The organism is Streptomyces sp. NBC_00631, from assembly GCF_045206895.1.
Classification (GTDB): Bacteria; Actinomycetota; Actinomycetes; order Streptomycetales; family Streptomycetaceae; genus Streptomyces.
In genome coordinates, this window is record NZ_CP107734.1 from 7,889,169 (window position 1) to 7,905,372 (window position 16,204).

12 protein-coding genes and 1 pseudogene are annotated in these 16,204 nt (G+C 73.4%); 10 read left to right on the plus strand and 3 right to left on the minus strand.

The genetic code is table 11. The features are described 5' to 3' along the window. Positions 1 to 78 precede the first annotated feature (78 nt). The 7 genes from OHB00_RS36330 to OHB00_RS36360 all read left to right on the plus strand — a co-directional run bounded on the left by OHB00_RS36330 (position 79) and on the right by OHB00_RS36360 (position 10,655). Positions 79 to 348 carry a YlxR family protein gene (locus OHB00_RS36330; protein ID WP_406441214.1) on the plus strand — a complete coding sequence of 90 codons (270 nt, stop codon included), beginning with the start codon at positions 79 to 81 and terminating at the stop codon, positions 346 to 348. 154 nt (positions 349 to 502) lie between these two features. Next, a complete protein-coding gene (gene infB, locus OHB00_RS36335) occupies positions 503 to 3,640 on the plus strand; it encodes a translation initiation factor IF-2 (RefSeq protein WP_406441215.1) in 3,138 nt (1,045 codons plus the stop codon). Positions 3,641 to 3,888: 248 nt separating this feature from the next. Further along, entirely contained in the window at positions 3,889 to 4,182 is a 294-nt protein-coding gene (locus tag OHB00_RS36340) for a DUF503 domain-containing protein (RefSeq protein WP_406441217.1), read from the plus strand. Between the two features lie 39 nt (positions 4,183 to 4,221). Beyond that, on the plus strand, positions 4,222 to 4,680 hold the full coding sequence (rbfA, locus tag OHB00_RS36345; protein WP_351719886.1) for a 30S ribosome-binding factor RbfA: 459 nt from the start codon (positions 4,222 to 4,224) through the stop codon (positions 4,678 to 4,680). Then, positions 4,677 to 5,582, plus strand: coding sequence for a tRNA pseudouridine(55) synthase TruB (truB, locus tag OHB00_RS36350; RefSeq protein WP_406441219.1), 906 nt, complete (start codon positions 4,677 to 4,679; stop codon positions 5,580 to 5,582). Before rbfA ends, truB begins: the two co-directional genes overlap by 4 nt. Before the next feature lie 251 nt (positions 5,583 to 5,833). Continuing rightward, a complete protein-coding gene (locus OHB00_RS36355; RefSeq protein ID WP_406441221.1) occupies positions 5,834 to 9,586 on the plus strand; it encodes a trypsin-like peptidase domain-containing protein in 3,753 nt (1,250 codons plus the stop codon). A gap of 118 nt (positions 9,587 to 9,704) precedes the next feature. Beyond that, positions 9,705 to 10,655 (plus strand): bifunctional riboflavin kinase/FAD synthetase, encoded by a 951-nt coding sequence (locus tag OHB00_RS36360; protein WP_406441223.1) that lies wholly within the window; start codon positions 9,705 to 9,707, stop codon positions 10,653 to 10,655. An 89-nt stretch (positions 10,656 to 10,744) separates the two neighbouring features. Here OHB00_RS36360 and OHB00_RS36365 read toward each other — a convergent pair whose 3' ends face one another. Both OHB00_RS36365 and OHB00_RS36370 read right to left on the minus strand, forming a co-directional pair. Then, complete coding sequence (locus OHB00_RS36365) at positions 10,745 to 13,246, minus strand: MinD/ParA family protein (protein ID WP_406446149.1); 2,502 nt, start codon at positions 13,244 to 13,246, stop codon at positions 10,745 to 10,747. Between the two features lie 789 nt (positions 13,247 to 14,035). After that, positions 14,036 to 14,164: pseudogene (locus OHB00_RS36370) on the minus strand (SCO5717 family growth-regulating ATPase); the annotation flags it as partial. Between the two features lie 570 nt (positions 14,165 to 14,734). Between OHB00_RS36370 and OHB00_RS36375 the strand changes: the two are divergent. Both OHB00_RS36375 and OHB00_RS36380 read left to right on the plus strand, forming a co-directional pair. After that, positions 14,735 to 14,896 carry a hypothetical protein gene (locus OHB00_RS36375; RefSeq protein ID WP_406441225.1) on the plus strand — a complete coding sequence of 54 codons (162 nt, stop codon included), beginning with the start codon at positions 14,735 to 14,737 and terminating at the stop codon, positions 14,894 to 14,896. Then, the gene (locus OHB00_RS36380) at positions 14,893 to 15,171 is read left to right on the plus strand and encodes a hypothetical protein (protein ID WP_406441227.1); all 279 of its coding nucleotides are present in this window, start codon (positions 14,893 to 14,895) and stop codon (positions 15,169 to 15,171) included. The genes OHB00_RS36375 and OHB00_RS36380 overlap by 4 nt, the downstream gene beginning before the upstream one ends. Positions 15,172 to 15,228: 57 nt before the next feature. Here OHB00_RS36380 and OHB00_RS36385 read toward each other — a convergent pair whose 3' ends face one another. Continuing rightward, positions 15,229 to 15,522 carry a DUF397 domain-containing protein gene (locus tag OHB00_RS36385; RefSeq protein WP_189263948.1) on the minus strand — a complete coding sequence of 98 codons (294 nt, stop codon included), beginning with the start codon at positions 15,520 to 15,522 and terminating at the stop codon, positions 15,229 to 15,231. 270 nt (positions 15,523 to 15,792) lie between these two features. On the opposite strand from OHB00_RS36385, the gene rpsO reads away from it, so the two are divergent. Beyond that, positions 15,793 to 16,080, plus strand: a complete 288-nt coding sequence (rpsO, locus tag OHB00_RS36390; RefSeq protein WP_030177470.1) for a 30S ribosomal protein S15 — start codon at positions 15,793 to 15,795, stop codon at positions 16,078 to 16,080. Positions 16,081 to 16,204 lie beyond the last annotated feature (124 nt).

A 16,204-nucleotide genomic window follows, 5' to 3' on the forward strand; every position in this document is an offset into this window, starting at 1 on the left:
GGTGGCTTGGATTACGACAACAGCCGTTCGATCTTTGCCCCGAAGGGGTGAGGTCGGTGCGGGGAGGTAGACTTACCAGTGTCTGGCCGGACGCGTGCCCGCGCATGCCCTGAGCGCACCTGTGTGGGGTGCAGGCAGCGAGCGGCCAAGACCGAACTGCTGCGGATCGTGGCGGTCGGGGACGAATGCGTCCCTGATCCTCGCGGTACGCTGCCCGGCCGGGGTGCATATGTACACCCCGCCCAGGTCTGTCTGGACCAGGCGGTGCGCCGCCGGGCACTCCCGCGGGCGCTGCGCGCCCCGGGCCCGCTGGACGTAAAGGCGTTGCGCCGGTACGTCGAGCAGTAACACCGTAAGAAGCGTCGTTCGGAACGTCCGTGCGGCTCTGGTACCCCGCGAGTTGGAAGTAGGTCGAGATTGCGATGAGCACTCGATGAGCACGCGATGAGTACGCCCATGAAGTAGCGACGGTCCGGACACACCCGGACCTAAAAGGAGCGAAGTGGCTAAGGTCCGGGTATACGAACTCGCCAAGGAGTTCGGGGTCGAGAGCAAGGTCGTCATGGCCAAGCTCCAGGAACTCGGTGAATTCGTCCGTTCGGCGTCCTCGACGATCGAGGCGCCCGTTGTACGCAAGCTGACAGACGCCTTCCAGGGCGGTGGCAAGTCCGCGGGCAAGCCCGCCCCGCGCAAGGCTGCACCCAGGCCCGGCGCGCCCTCTCCGGCGCAGGCGGCCCGTCCGGGTGCCCCCAAGCCGGGCGCCCCGCGTCCGGCCGCCCCGCAGCCGCAGGCCGAGGCCCAGGCTCCGGCGGCGCCCGCGGCTCCGCAGGCGCCCTCGGCTCCGGCACCGGCTCCGGTCACCCCTGCGCCGGCCGCCTCCGGCCCGCGTCCGGTCCCGGGTCCGAAGCCCGCGCCGCGTCCGGCTCCGGCCGCGCCCGAGTTCACGGCACCGCCGGCGCCTCCGGCCGCCGCGGCGCAGAGCCCGGCCGCCCCGCAGGGCTCGCGCCCGCAGGGTGGCGGTCCGCGTCCCGGCCAGGGTGCCCCGCGTCCCGGTGGCCGTCCGGCCCCCGGCCAGCGCGATGCGCGTCCGGGTCAGGGTGCCGCGCGTCCCGGCGGCCAGGCCCCCCGTCCGGGCGGTGCCCGTCCGGCCGGCCCGCGTCCCGGCAACAACCCCTTCACGTCCGGTGGCTCCACCGGCATGGCCCGCCCGCAGGCCCCGCGCCCGCAGGGTGGTCCGCGTCCGGGTGGCCCCGGTGCCCCCGGCGGCGGTCCCCGTCCCCAGGCGCCCGGCGCCCAGGGTGGCGGTCCGCGTCCGCAGGCTCCCGGCGGTTCCCGTCCGAGCCCGTCCGGCATGCCCCGTCCGCAGGGCGGTCCGCGTCCCGGCGGCGGCTCCGCGGGCCCGCGTCCGAACCCCGGCATGATGCCGCAGCGTCCCGCTGCCGGCCCGCGTCCCGGCCCCGGTGGCGGCGGTCGCGGTCCCGGCGGTGCGGGTCGTCCCGGCGGTGCCGGTCGTCCCGGTGGCGGCGGCTTCGCCGGTCGTCCCGGCGGCGGTGGCGGCGGCGCCCGTCCCGGCGGTGGCGGCGGCTTCGCCGGTCGTCCCGGCGGCGGTGGCCCCGGCGGCGGTGGCGGCGGCTTCGGCGGCGGTCCCGGCGCTGGCGGCGGCGGTCGTCCCGGCTTCGGCGGACGTCCGGGCGGTCCCGGCGGCCGTGGTGGCACGCAGGGCGCCTTCGGCCGTCCCGGCGGTCCGGCGCGTCGCGGCCGCAAGTCGAAGCGGCAGCGTCGCCAGGAGTACGAGGCCATGCAGGCCCCGAGCGTCGGCGGCGTGATGCTGCCGCGCGGCAACGGCGAGACCATCCGTCTCTCCCGCGGCGCGTCGCTCACCGACTTCGCGGAGAAGATCAACGCCAACCCGGCGTCCCTCGTCGCGGTCATGATGAACCTCGGCGAGATGGTCACGGCCACGCAGTCCGTCTCCGACGAGACCCTGCAGCTCCTCGCCGGCGAGATGAACTACGCGGTTCAGATCGTCAGCCCCGAGGAGGAGGACCGCGAGCTGCTTGAGTCCTTCGACATCGAGTTCGGCGAGGACGAGGGCGGCGAGGACGACCTGGTGGTCCGTCCGCCGGTCGTGACCGTCATGGGTCACGTCGACCACGGTAAGACCCGACTGCTCGACGCGATCCGCAAGACGAACGTCATCGCGGGCGAGGCCGGCGGCATCACCCAGCACATCGGTGCCTACCAGGTCTCGACCGAGGTCAACGAGGAAGAGCGCAAGATCACCTTCATCGACACCCCGGGTCACGAGGCGTTCACCGCCATGCGTGCCCGTGGTGCGAAGTCGACCGACATCGCGATCCTGGTCGTCGCGGCCAACGACGGCGTCATGCCGCAGACGGTCGAGGCGCTCAACCACGCCAAGGCGGCCGACGTCCCGATCGTCGTCGCGGTCAACAAGATCGACGTCGAGGGCGCCGACCCGACCAAGGTGCGCGGTCAGCTGACCGAGTACGGCCTGGTGGCCGAGGAGTACGGCGGCGACACCATGTTCGTCGACATCTCCGCCAAGCAGGGTCTGTACATCGACGAGCTGCTGGAAGCGGTCGTCCTGACCGCCGACGCCTCGCTCGACCTGCGGGCCAACCCGAACCAGGACGCGCAGGGCATCTCGATCGAGTCCCGCCTCGACCGCGGCCGCGGTGCCGTGGCGACGGTCCTCGTCCAGCGAGGCACGCTGCGGGTCGGCGACACGATGGTCGTGGGCGACGCCTACGGTCGCGTCCGCGCCATGCTCGACGACAACGGCAACAACGTCGCCGAGGCCGGCCCCTCCACGCCGGTGCAGGTCCTGGGTCTGACCAACGTCCCGGGTGCCGGCGACAACTTCCTCGTGGTCGAGGAGGACCGTACGGCCCGCCAGATCGCGGAGAAGCGCGCCGCCCGCGAGCGCAACGCGGCCTTCGCGAAGCGCACGCGCCGCGTGTCCCTGGAGGACCTGGACAAGGTGCTCAAGGCCGGCGAGGTCCAGCAGCTGAACCTGATCATCAAGGGTGACGCCTCTGGTTCCGTCGAGGCCCTGGAGTCCTCCCTGCTCCAGCTGGACGTCGGCGAAGAGGTCGACATCCGCGTCCTGCACCGCGGCGTCGGTGCGGTCACGGAGTCCGACATCGACCTGGCGATGGGCTCCGACGCCATCGTGATCGGCTTCAACGTCCGCGCGGCCGGCCGCGCGGCGCAGATGGCCGAGCGCGAGGGTGTGGACGTCCGGTACTACTCGGTCATCTACCAGGCGATCGAGGAGATCGAGGCGGCCCTGAAGGGCATGCTGAAGCCGGAGTACGAGGAGGTCGAGCTCGGTACGGCGGAGATCCGCGAGGTCTTCAAGTCGTCCAAGCTGGGCAACATCGCCGGTGTCCTCATCCGCTCGGGCGAGGTCAAGCGCAACACGAAGGCACGCCTCGTCCGCGACGGCAAGGTGATCGCGGAGAACCTCAACATCGAGGGCCTGCGCCGCTTCAAGGACGACGTCACCGAGATCCGCGAAGGCTACGAGGGCGGTATCAACCTCGGCAACTTCAACGACATCAAGATCGACGACGTCATCGCGACGTACGAGATGCGCGAGAAGCCGCGGGTGTAAGGCCTACGGTTGGTAGCTGGCCGACGGGACTTCGGTGCCGTCGGCCGGCACTTTTCCCACCCACCCGCCCGACCCGGTGGGCCGAGAGGCCCCGCCGCGGGGCGGAGCCCCGTGTCGGCCACCTCTAGGCCCGGGCCGCGGCCGAGCCCCTGTGACGGCTGGGGAAAGTCGGTCGAGCCCCCGGCAGGGACGGGGTACCGTTCCTGGCAGGGCCATCGATCCCGTACCGGCGGGTTAACCGGACACACATGTACGTGGGGACTCTGTCCTTCGACCTCCTCCTCGGCGACATCCACTCGCTCAAGGAGAAGCGCTCCGTCGTCCGCCCGATCGTCGCCGAACTCCAGCGGAAGTACGCCGTGAGCGCGGCCGAGGTGGACCACCTGGACCTTCACCGCAGGGCCGGTATCGGCCTTGCCCTGGTCTCCGGCGACGCCGCGCACCTGACCGACGTACTCGACCGGTGCGAACGGCTGGTCGCCGGCCGCCCCGAGGTGGAGCTGCTGGCGGTCCGACGGCGCTTCCACGGCGACGACGACTAGACCTGAGAACGACAAGAAGAAAGAACGGGAGACGGACCAGTGGCCGACAACGCGCGGGCGAAAAGGCTGGCGGACCTCATCCGAGAGGTGGTGGCCCAGAAGCTGCAGCGCGGGATCAAGGACCCGCGGCTCGGCTCGCACGTCACCATCACGGACACCCGGGTCACGGGTGACCTTCGGGAGGCGACCGTCTTCTACACGGTGTACGGCGACGAGGAGGAGCGGAAGGCCGCCGCCGCCGGTCTGGAGAGCGCCAAGGGCATTCTCCGGTCCGAGGTCGGCCGCGCCGCCGGCGTGAAGTTCACGCCGACCCTCGCCTTCGTGGCGGACGCCCTCCCGGACACCGCCCGGAACATCGAGGACCTCCTCGACCGGGCGCGCCAGTCCGACGCGAAGGTCCGCGAGGCCTCCGCGGGCGCCGCCTACGCCGGTGAGGCCGACCCGTACAAGAAGCCGGGCGAGGACGACGCCGACGAGACGGACGACGCCACCGAATGACCAGCAAGCCCACCCCGCCCGACGGCCTTGTCATCGTCGACAAGCCGTCGGGCTTCACCTCGCACGACGTCGTCGCCAAGATGCGGGGCATCGCCCGCACCCGGCGCGTCGGGCACGCCGGCACCCTCGACCCGATGGCCACGGGCGTCCTCGTCCTCGGCATCGAGCGGGCGACCAAGCTCCTCGGGCACCTCGCCCTCACCGAGAAGGAGTACCTGGGGACGATCCGCCTCGGCCAGAACACGGTCACGGACGACGCCGAGGGCGAGATCACCTCGTCCACCGATGCCTCCGAGGTCACCCGTGAGGCCGTCGACGCCGGCATCGCCAAGCTGACCGGCGCCATCATGCAGGTCCCCTCCAAGGTCAGCGCCATCAAGATCGACGGCGTACGGTCGTACAAACGCGCCCGGGACGGCGAGGACTTCGACATCCCGGCCCGCCCGGTGACCGTCTCCTCCTTCGCGGTGTACGACGTGCGGGACGCCGTCGCCGAGGACGGCACCCCCGTTCTCGACCTGGTCGTCTCCGTCGTCTGCTCCTCCGGCACCTACATCCGCGCCCTCGCCCGCGACCTCGGCGCCGACCTGGGCGTCGGCGGCCACCTCACCGCGCTGCGCCGCACCCGCGTCGGGCCGTACAAGCTGGACTCCGCGCGCACCCTCGACCAGCTCCAGCAGGAGCTGACCGTGATGCCGATCGCCGAGGCCGCCGGGGCCGCCTTCCGGCGCTGGGACGCTGACGCCAGGCGGGCCCGGCTGCTCACCAACGGCGTGCGCCTGGAGATGCCCGACGAGTACGCGGGCACCGGCCCCGTCGCCGTGTTCGACCCCGAGGGCCGCTTCCTGGCGCTCGTCGAGGAGCAGAAGGGTAAGGCGAAGAGCCTCGCCGTCTTCACCTGAGCCCTGCCCGTGGAGCGGCGACCACGGGGTCTGACGCCGCCGCCGCTCCACGGTCCCCCCTCGGTTCCCCCACCCCTAGGGTGTATCCACCCGCCCCGGGCTATTCACCCGACCGAGCAGGCGCTCGGAGTGAACCGGGGGAGCGGAGGGGGGCGCGTTCGAGGCCCGCTCTGTCCCGCTGATCATTTCGCGCCTACGGTCGAAGACAGCCGGAGACAAGGGCACGGGTGTACGGGCGGGGAGGTTCGATCATGGCGGGACGGGGCCCGCGGACCGGGAGTGGTCGCCGGACGGCGGACGCGACCCGGGAAGCGGAGAAGGAGACGGCGCCAGGGCTCGACGAGCGGCTGGTCCGGGTCCGCGACCTCGCCGGTCGCCCACGCGGCACCGGCTTCCTGGCCGATCACCACGGGACGCTCATCACGAGTCACGAGGCCGTCGACGGCCTCGCCCGGATCGTGCTGCACGCGGCCGGTGACCGCACCTGCGTGGTCGGCTCGGACGCCGTCGTCCCGCTGCCCGCCTTCGACCTGGCCCTGGTCCGCACCGAGGGCCTGGCCGTGGACCCGCTGCCGATCACCGTGCGGGAGCGCATCCCGGCCGGCACCTACGTACGCCTCGCCGCAGACCGCTGGCGCGAGGCCCGGGTACTGGCCGCGACCCAGGTGACGTACACCGCCACCGACCGCTTCCATCTCCTCGAAGACGCCCTGGAGCTGGCGATCGGCACGGCGGGCCGGGACGCGCTCCGGCTGGGCGGCGGCGCGGCCGGCGGCCCGGTCCTCGACGCGGAGACCGGCGCCGTCCTGGCGGTCCTCGGCACCGCCCTCCAGTCCGGCCAGCGGGACGTGGGCTTCGCCGTCCCCCTCCACCACCCCGGCAGCGGCCCCCTGGCCGACCTCCTGGCCACCAACGCGGCAACGGTCCCGGCCTACGGCATCGACCTCAACCTGGCAGGCGTACTGGAACTGACGGCCACATCCGTGGGCCAGGACGGCCCGCAGGGCGCCTTGGCCGGTTACGTAGGCCGCACGGCCCCGAGCATGTCCGCCCCCCACATGTCATCGCGTCCCAATGGAGCGCCCCAAAGGGGCGCGGGGCTGGATCAGACATGCGGCCACCGCCGCGTGGGCGCGACCAGCCACGACGCACCCGCAGCCGCGTCACCACAGTTCACGGCACTCGCAGGCGGATACACCGATCCCGTCCAGCCAGTCGAACGCGCGACCATCTCAAAGGAACTGTCGGCCTTCGCCGAAGGCACCGGCACCGGCACCGGCACCGGAAAGGCCACCGCCACTGTCCTGGCCCTCGTCGGCGCCCCCGGAACGGGCCGCACCACAGAACTCGCGGCACTCGCCACCCGCCGCACTCGCGAGGCGAACCCGGCCCCCACCCTCTGGCTCCGCGGCGCCGACTTCAAGGACGCCGACGACTCCATCGCCGCCGCCGCCCGCCGCTCCCTGGAACGCGCGGTCCGGATCGTCGCCGCCTCCCGTTCCCAACTCCCCGGTGACCTGGGTGAGTTGTCCGTGGAACGGCTGGCCCGCCTGGCCGCCCGCGCCGGCCGCCCGCTCCTCCTCCTGCTGGACGGCCCCGAGGAGATGCCCCCCGTCCTCGCGCACCGGCTCTCCGCCTGGACGGAGGGCACCGCGGACTGGCTGCGCGACACCGGCGCCCGACTGCTCCTGGCCTGCCGGGAGGAGTACTGGGAGCGGGCCGGCGCCGAGTTCCCGCCCGACCTCCTGCACGGCCACGGCGCCGGCGGCGACCCCCCGTGCATCCGGCTGACCGACCTCACCCCCGACGAGGCCCGCAGCGCCCGATCCCGTTACGGCATCCCCGACGGCGCCCTCATCGACCGCGACGCCGGCCACCCCCTCGCCCTGCGCCTGCTCTCCGAGGTCCGCGCCGCCCTCCCGGACGCACCGGCCGACGACCCGATCGACCGGCACGACGTCTTCGCCGCCTACCTCGACCTGATGTGCCTGCGCATCGCGGTCCGGCTGGCCGCCGAGAACGGCCTGCGCGGCACGGCGGTCCGACGCCTCGCCGCCCGGGTCTCCGGCCAGGTGCACGAGGCCGCCCGGCGCAGCCTCGGCCCCGGCCAGGGCGAGCTGGACCGGGAGTCGTTCGAAGCGGTGTTCCCCTGGGGGCCCGTCCCCGCCCACCTCGGCGGCGGCTCCGGCTGGGCCTCCGCCGTGCTCACCGAGGGCCTGCTGGTGCCCGCCGGCGGCGGCTACCGCTTCGCCCACGAGGAGCTCGCCGACTGGATCCAGGGCATGCACCTGGACCTGGACGAGGCCCTGCACGCCCTGGTCCACCGCCCCCGCACCCCCCTGGGCGTCCATCCCCTGCCCGTCCCGCACCACAGGGCCGGCCCGGTCGTCCAGGCCCTGCTGCTGCTCGACCGTGAGTACGGGCCCACGCAACTCGCGCCACGTCTGGACGAGTTGGTGCGCGCCCTCGACCTGGACCCCGGCTCCTGGTGGGCGGCGCGCCTGCTCGCCCAGACCCTGCTGCGGCTGCCCGACGCGGCTCCCTACACCGGGGTGCTGCGCCTGCTCGCCGACCGGGTGGTGGGCCGACAGCGCACCGCGCCCGCCGAGTTCGGTCCCGACTTCTGGACCGCGCTCGCCCTGCCGGCCGCCGACCTCTTCGACCTGCTGCGCAGACTGGTCCTCGCCGACGAGCCGCTGCCGGAGACCTCGGGCATCGGCCGCTTCGGAGCCCGGCCCACGCGGCCCCCGACGCGGCCGCCGGCCCGGCCGGTGCCGGAGGAGGCGCCCGAGGGCACCGCCCCGCGCTACCTGGACGCGGTGGCCGAACTGCTGGCCGCCGACCCCACCGCCCTGCGGCCGTATCTCACCCGGTGGTTCGACGACGAGCGGCCGTTGCCCGCGATGCCGCACGCCACCGTGGCGACGGCGGCCCAGGCGCTGCTGCACACCCACCGGCACCAATCCCTGGACGACCTGACCGAGGTGCTGGTGGACGCCGCCCACCGGCGCGGCGACGAGCTGCTCGCCGTGCTCGCCGAGGACGAGCCGTCGGCGGTGTGCCGGGCCGTGGACCGCTGGGCGCACGACGAGCGGCCGGCCCGGCGGGTGGCCGCCATGGCCCACGGGCTGCGTACCGCCCCGCATGTCCGCAGCGCCCCCGACCGGGAACTGCTCCGCTACGCCGCGCTCGCCCTGCTCGCCCGCCCCGCCGACTGCACCCTGCACGGCGGTGCCCTCGCCCTGCTGGTCCGCGACCCGGTGACCCGCGCCCGCCATCTCCCGCAGGCGCTCGGGCACTTCGCGGCCGGCGACCACCAGCTGACGCCCGCCGCCCTGGTCCCGGCCCTGGCCACCCACGCCGACGAGGTCCTGGAGGCCTTCCGCGTCCGGCTGCGTGGACCGGACGCCGGACAGGTGCTGCGCACCCTCGCCCACGTCACCGCACCCACCCTCGCCCAGCGGGTCACCGAGCTGGTCCTGGAGGCCGCCGAGCTGCGACCGGAGCTCGCCGGGCAGGTGGCCGCCTTCGTCGAGCGCCGCCTCGACCAGGGCGCCGAGGCCCGTACCGTCCTCCTGCCGCTGGTCACCGAGCTGCTCGACGGCGGTCCCGAGCCGGTCCGGGCGGCCCTCGCGACGGTACTCGGCGCGGCCGGCACGCCCGCCTCGCGACCGCTGCGCCAGGAACTCCTGGAGTTCCTGCTGGACCGCGAGCGTGACCCGGGCGTCCTCGACGCACTGCTGCACGCGGCTGCCGCACAGCGTGAGGACGACGGCGACGGCATGCGCGAGCTGGTCAGGCGCACCGGACTGCTGCTCGTCCGTACCCCGGACGGGGCGACCCGCTTCGACCGCGGGCTGGTCGACCTCGGCCGGCAGGTGCCCGGCTTCGCCGCCCTGATGGCCCGCTGGCTCGCCGACACCCCGCAGGAATGGGCCGCGGTGGTCGGCCCCAGCACCCGGCGGATGCTCGGGAACCTGGCGGGCGTGCGGGTCCCCGCGTGACCGCGGACACGTGCGCCCGGTCACAGCGACCGTGCCGGTGTGAGCCGAGTGCGCCGGACATGGCACCCTTAGACCTGCGTAAGACGGACAACGGACACAGGTTCGAGGAGCGGACACAGTGCAGCGCTGGCGTGGCTTGGAGGACATCCCCGAGGACTGGGGGCGCAGCGTCGTCACCATCGGTTCCTATGACGGGGTGCACCGCGGTCACCAGCTGATCATCCGGCATGCCGTGGGCCGCGCCCGTGAGCTGGGGATCCCGGCGGTCGTCGTCACCTTCGACCCGCACCCCAGCGAGGTCGTCCGCCCCGGCAGCCACCCGCCGCTGCTCGCCCCGCACCACACCCGCGCCGAGCTGATGGCGGAGCTGGGCGTGGACGCGGTGCTGATCCTTCCCTTCACCACCGAGTTCTCGAAGCTGTCGGCCGCCGACTTCGTGGTGAAGGTCCTCGTCGACAGGTTGCACGCCAAGGCCGTCGTCGAGGGCCCCAACTTCCGCTTCGGCCACAAGGCCGCGGGCAACGTCGAGTTCCTCATCGAGCAGGGCAAGGTGTACGACTTCGAGGTCGAGGTCGTCGACCTGTTCGTGCGCGGCGAGGCGGGCGGCGGCGAGCCGTTCTCCTCGACCCTGACCCGGCGCCTGGTCGCCGAGGGCGACATGGCGGGCGCCCGCGAGATCCTGGGCCGCCCGCACCGGGTGGAGGGCGTGGTCGTCCGCGGCGCCCAGCGCGGCCGCGAGCTGGGCTTCCCCACCGCCAACGTGGAGACCCTCCCGCACACTGCCATCCCCGCCGACGGCGTCTACGCCGGCTACCTGCACGCCCAGGGCGAGGTGATGCCGGCCGCGATCTCCGTCGGCACCAACCCGCAGTTCGACGGCACCGAGCGCACGGTGGAGGCGTACGCCATCGACCGCGTGGGCCTGGACCTGTACGGCCTGCACGTCGCCGTCGACTTCCTGGCGTTCGTACGCGGTCAGGCCAAGTTCGACTCCCTCGACGCCCTGCTGGAGCAGATGGCCGAGGACGTCAAGCGCTGCCGGGAGCTGGTGGCGGCCGAAGACGCCTGATCCGGCCCGTCGAAGCTCGTCGTAGGGCTCAGTAGTACGCCGAAGGGCGGCCGGTGCGGTGAGGCACCGGCCGCCCTTCGGCGTTGCGGCTACTGCTGCTGTTGCGGCGGCGGTCCCTGCGGCGGCTGCTGCGGCTGCTCAGGGGCGGCCTGTGGCGGCTGGGGCTGCTGCGGGTAGCCGTATCCCGGCTGGGGCGGCTGGGGCGGCTGGGGCTGCTGCGGGTAGCCGTATCCCGGCTGCGGGGGATACGGCTGCTGTCCCGGCTGCGGCGGATAGGGCTGGGCGCCGGGCTGCGGCCGGCCGTACAGCTCCTGCTGCGGCGGCGGTCCCTGCGGGGGCTGCGGTTGCTGCTGCGGATACGGTTGCTGCTGCGGGTACGGCTGTCCGGGCGCGTACGGCTGCGGCTGGCCAGGTGCGTACGGCTGCGGCTGTCCGGGGGCGTGGTACTGCTGGCCCGGCAGGGGCTGGCCCGGCATCGGCGGGGCGGCGACCGGCGGCGGGTTGCCGTCGCTGGTCCACAGGCCGTGCATCTGCTGGTGCCGCACGAAGTCCTCGGCGACCATCGCCGCGAGGTTGAAGTACGCCTCCCGCACCTTCGGCCGCATCATGTCCAGGTCGACCTCGGCCCCGGCGGACAGGTGCTCGTCGAAGGGCACGACCACGACCCCCCGGCAGCGCGTCTCGAAGTGCTGCACGATGTCCTCGACCTTGATCATCTTGCCGGTCTCGCGGACCCCGGAGATCACGGTGATGGACCGCGACACCAGGTCGGCGTATCCGTGCGCGGACAGCCAGTCCAGCGTCGTGCTCGCACTGCTCGCCCCGTCCACCGACGGCGTCGAGATGATGATCAGCTGGTCGGCGAGGTCGAGCACCCCGCGCATGGCGCTGTAGAGCAGGCCGGTGCCGGAGTCGGTGAGGATGATCGGGTACTGCCTGCCCAGCACGTCGATCGCGCGCCGGTAGTCCTCGTCGTTGAACGTGGTCGAGACGGCCGGGTCGACGTCGTTGGCGATGATCTCCAGGCCGGAGGGGGCCTGAGAGGTGAACCGCCGGATGTCCATGTAGGAGTTGAGGTACGGGATCGCCTGGACGAGGTCACGGATGGTGGCCCCGGTCTCGCGGCGCACGCGGCGGCCGAGCGTGCCGGCGTCCGGGTTGGCGTCGATGGCGAGGATCTTGTCCTGCCGCTCGGTGGCGAGCGTGGAGCCGAGCGCGGTGGTCGTGGTGGTCTTGCCGACGCCGCCCTTGAGACTGATCACCGCTATCCGGTAGCAGGACAGCACGGGCGTGCGGATCAGCTCCAGCTTCCGCTGCCGCTCGGCCTCCTCCTTCTTCCCACCGATCTTGAACCGGGAGGACCCGGCGGCGGGACGGCCGCTCTTCGCCTTCTGCTTCTTGTTGTTGAGCAGCCGGTCGGAGGACAGCTCCACGGCGGCGGTGTAACCGAGCGGCGCGGCCCCCGGGTTGGTCATCTGCCGCTGGTCGTGCTGGATGGGCTGTGGCCAGGCGGCACCGGCCCGGGGGTCGACAGGCGGCTGCGGCAGTGGCTGCGGCTGCGTGGTCGGCGGCTCGGGTGCCTGCGGTGCCTGCACTGCCTGCGCGGCGCGTGGGTCCTGAGGGACGGCGGCCTGCGGCGGCTGGGGCTGCCCGGGCTGGGGGAAGCCGTAACCACCGGGCTGGGCCGGGGGCGTCGGGGGCTGCGGGAAGCCGTAGCCGCCGGGTGCCTGCGGCGGCGGGAGGGGGGCGCCCGGCTGCGGGAAGCCGTAACCGCCCTGCGCGTCCGGCATGGGGGGCGGCGGAGGCGCGGGCTGGTTCCAGGCGGCGGGCGCGGGCTGCGGGGCCTGCGGCTGGAACGGCTGCGGACCCGGCGCGGTGGGGGGCTGAGGCTGCGGCTGAGCGGGCGCCGGCTCCGGTGCGGCCGGCTGGACCGGCCACTGGGCGGCGGACGCGGGGGCCGCGGGCTGGTACGACGGCGGCAGCGGCGGGACCACCGCCGGAGGCGTCGGCGGGGGAGTCCAGGCGGTGGGCACCGCGTCCTCGGGCACCGGGGGCGCCTCCTGCGGCGGCGCCGGAGCCGCGGGCACGGCGGGGGGCTCGGGCTCGACGTGGTCAACGACGGCTACGGCCTCGTCGGCCTCGTCGGCCTCGTCGCGAGGCTCGGCGTCGTTGTCGTCAGGGATGTCCTCGTCGTCGTGGGCGTCGGCGTCGGCGACGGCCGCGTCCTCGGACCGGGCCTCGCCTTCGTCCGTGGCGTCCGCCGGGACGGCTTCCTGGACGGGCTCGTCCGTCGGGGTCGTACCGTCGGCGTCGGCGTCGGCGTCGGCGTCGGCTCCGGCGTCGGCATCGGTATTGGCGTCGGCATCCCCGAGCTCGTCCAGAGCCTCCGCGTCCGAGGCGTCCCCGTCGACCGACGTGGACGACGGCTCGGAGGTCTCGGCGACCTCCTCCTCGGCCTCCTCGGCCTCCGCCTCAGAATCCACCGGAAGGGCGGCGGCCTCAGCCTCCCCTTCGGCTTCCTCTTCTTCGGCGGCAGCCCGCTCGGCGGCCTCGGCCACCTCACGCTTCACCGCGACGGCGGAGAACCGCATCGTCGCGCCGCTCTCCAGGTCACCGTTGTCCTGCTCGGGCTCCGGCGCCGGCTCCTCGGCGGGAACCGGCTGCGGCTCGAAACCGACCGGCAGCTTCGGCACGGCGGCCGGGCCGTCGGTGGGCGGCGCGGCCGGGGTGAACGGTGCCGCGGGCGGGGCGGCCGGCGCAGCGGTGGGCGGAGGAGTGAAGGGAGCCCCCGGAGTTGACGCGGGCGCGGGAGTGAACGGCGCTCCGGGAGTTGACGCGGGCGGCGGCGTGAAGGGCGCACCCGGTGTCGAAGCTGGCGGCGCAGGGGTGAAGGGCGCGCCCGGTGTCGAAGCGGGTGGCGGAGTGAACGGCGCTCCGGGCGTCGACGTGGGCGGCGGCGTGAAGGGCGCACCCGGTGTCGAAGCCGGCGGCGGCGTGACCGGTGCCCCGGGCGCCGCGGTCGGCGGCGCAGGGGTGAACGGGGACCCCGGAGTTGACGTGGGCGGGGGCGTGAACGGCGCGCCCGGAGCGGAGGCCGGCGGAGCCGGAGGCGGCGGTGTGAAGGGCAGCCCGGGACCCGGCTTCGCACCCCCCTGCTGGGCGTGCGGAGGCGGAGTCAGCCCGGGGATCGGCACCCCCGGAGGGAACGGCGACCGAGGCTGAGCGGCAGGACCCGTACCGGCCCCCGCCGCACCTGCCCCCGGACCGCTCTCCGCGCCGGACGCGCCGGACGTGTGCGCGGATCCCGAGCCGCCCGAGGCAGAGCCACCCGGACCGTCAGGTCCGCCGGTCGGCGGACCTGAACCGTCGGCCGCGTTCTGCGTGTACCACGCGGGCGGCGCGTAGTCGATCGTGAACTCGCCCGTCATCTCGTTGAGGGACTCCGCGTCGGGCTGGTCATCGCCGGGTGTCGCCCAGCCCCCGCGGATCCCGTCCCGATCGCTGCTCACAGTTCCTCCTGGTGTGGTCGAGCACCCTCATGCCGTGCCGGCGCGACGACCATGTCGTGTCGTTCTCAGCATCCGTATTCGTGTGAGGTAGTCCGATCCACCGGCTCTCCCCCTCGGGACTCCGACGCCGTGTTCACGGTCCTGACGTCGCGCCCCCCTCCCAGCCTAATCACCACGAGCCGCACCTCGGCAGGCCCGTCCGCCTCTCGTCAGAGGTCCACCTGGTCACACCTTGCCCGGAAGTGGTGTGCGGGGCCGTCGTATTGCCGAACAATCGATGAACAAAACGGGCAAGTGCCGTCAGTTCGGGTGCCAGTTGGCGATGAACCCCCCTGTGGCGCCGGGGCCAGGGTGAGGCCGTGTTCGCGTGAGCACAGACGAAAGAGATGAACTGGCCCCGGAAAAACGGGACATCGCGCGCGGATGCCACGGGGGCCGTACGCGGAGCGCGAAGCAGACAGGGAAGGGAGAGTTCGGCGTGAGCTTCGGCCCACTCCATCCATCTGCACGCAGGCCGCTCCGGCCGCCGACGGCGAGCGCAGCAAGCGGCGCAGGCGTCTGTTCGGAGTGGTGGCGGCCGCCGTCGTGGTCGTCGCCGCGGTCGCGGACGGCGCGCTGGTGCCGACCGCGGGGGACGGTATGTCGTCCGCCGCCCGGCAGGCCGCCGCGCCCGCCGCGGACGCGATACGGCAGACCGTCGAGAAGGCCCCGGCCTCGCCCCGCTCCGGATGATCGGTGACCGGCTGCTCGTCCTGCGCACCAGCCTCAGCGAGATCGAACGCTCCGCCGTGCTGAGCTGGGACCCGCGTACCGGCAGGCAGACCCCCTACCTGCTCTTCGACCTCCTGTCCGACGGGGAGGCCGAGCTCGGCGACGCGACGCAGTCGGACATCGTGGTGGAACAGGGCGGGGTCTTCTTCGCGAAGCGGGAACTCGCCGCCGACGACAAGCACCCCAAGGACGCCGTCCTGTCCGTGCTCGGCATCGGCAGCGCCGAGACCAGCTGACCCGTGGCCGGACCGCGAAGGGGGCGGCACGCGCGCGTGCCGCCCCGCAGTGGTCGCCTACTGGGCGGCCAGGCCTCCGTTGCGCTCGTTCGGCTCCAGGTCGAACTCGCCGTCCCGCGCGCCCAGCACGAACGCCCGCCACTCCGCCTCCGTGTACCGCAGCACGGTGCCGTGGTCGAGCGAGGACCGCATGGCCACCGCGCCGTCGGGCAGGTACGCGATCTCGACCCGCTCCTCGTCCTGCTCGGTACCGGGCGCGCAGTGCCACTCGACGCCCGAGATGTCGAGCGCGTAGAGCTCGTCCCGTTCCCGCTCCTTGCGCGCCTTCATCTCCTCAGCCGTCTCGCTCATCCCGCAGCGACCCCTTCCCGTCGAATCTGGGCTGTGACCGTCACACTACTGGCGGTCGTGCCGGGCTCGTACTTTCTTCCATATCCCCGGGACAGAGCCCCTCATCGGCACTGGTACCCTTGACGACGGCCGTTTGTGTACGCACCCCCGGAGTCCCCGCGGACCCTGGAGGCAGCGCCCAGCGGATCCCCGCCTCCCGAGTAACGGAAGCTCTCCCGCGATGAAGACCGGGGGCACTCGGTGGGCACTCACAGACTATGAGGAGTACGCGTGTCGCTCGACGCCGCTACGAAGAAGCAGATCATCGGCGAGTTCGGTACCAAGGAGGGTGACACCGGCTCCCCCGAGGTCCAGGTCGCTCTGCTGTCCCGTCGGATCTCCGACCTGACGGAGCACCTCAAGACCCACAAGCACGACCACCACTCCCGCCGTGGTCTGCTGATCCTGGTCGGTCAGCGCCGTCGCCTCCTGCAGTACCTGGCGAAGAAGGACATCCAGCGCTTCCGTGCGCTGGTCGACCGCCTGGGCATCCGCCGCGGTGCGGCGGGCGCCAAGTAAGACGCCGTGGAGGGAGCGGTTCCCGGAGACACCCGGGACCGCTCCCTTTGCCGTACGTGCGGAAACGTGCGGAGTGTCACCCACGCTTTGTAGTGTGGTAGCACAACGCACCACGCAGGACACA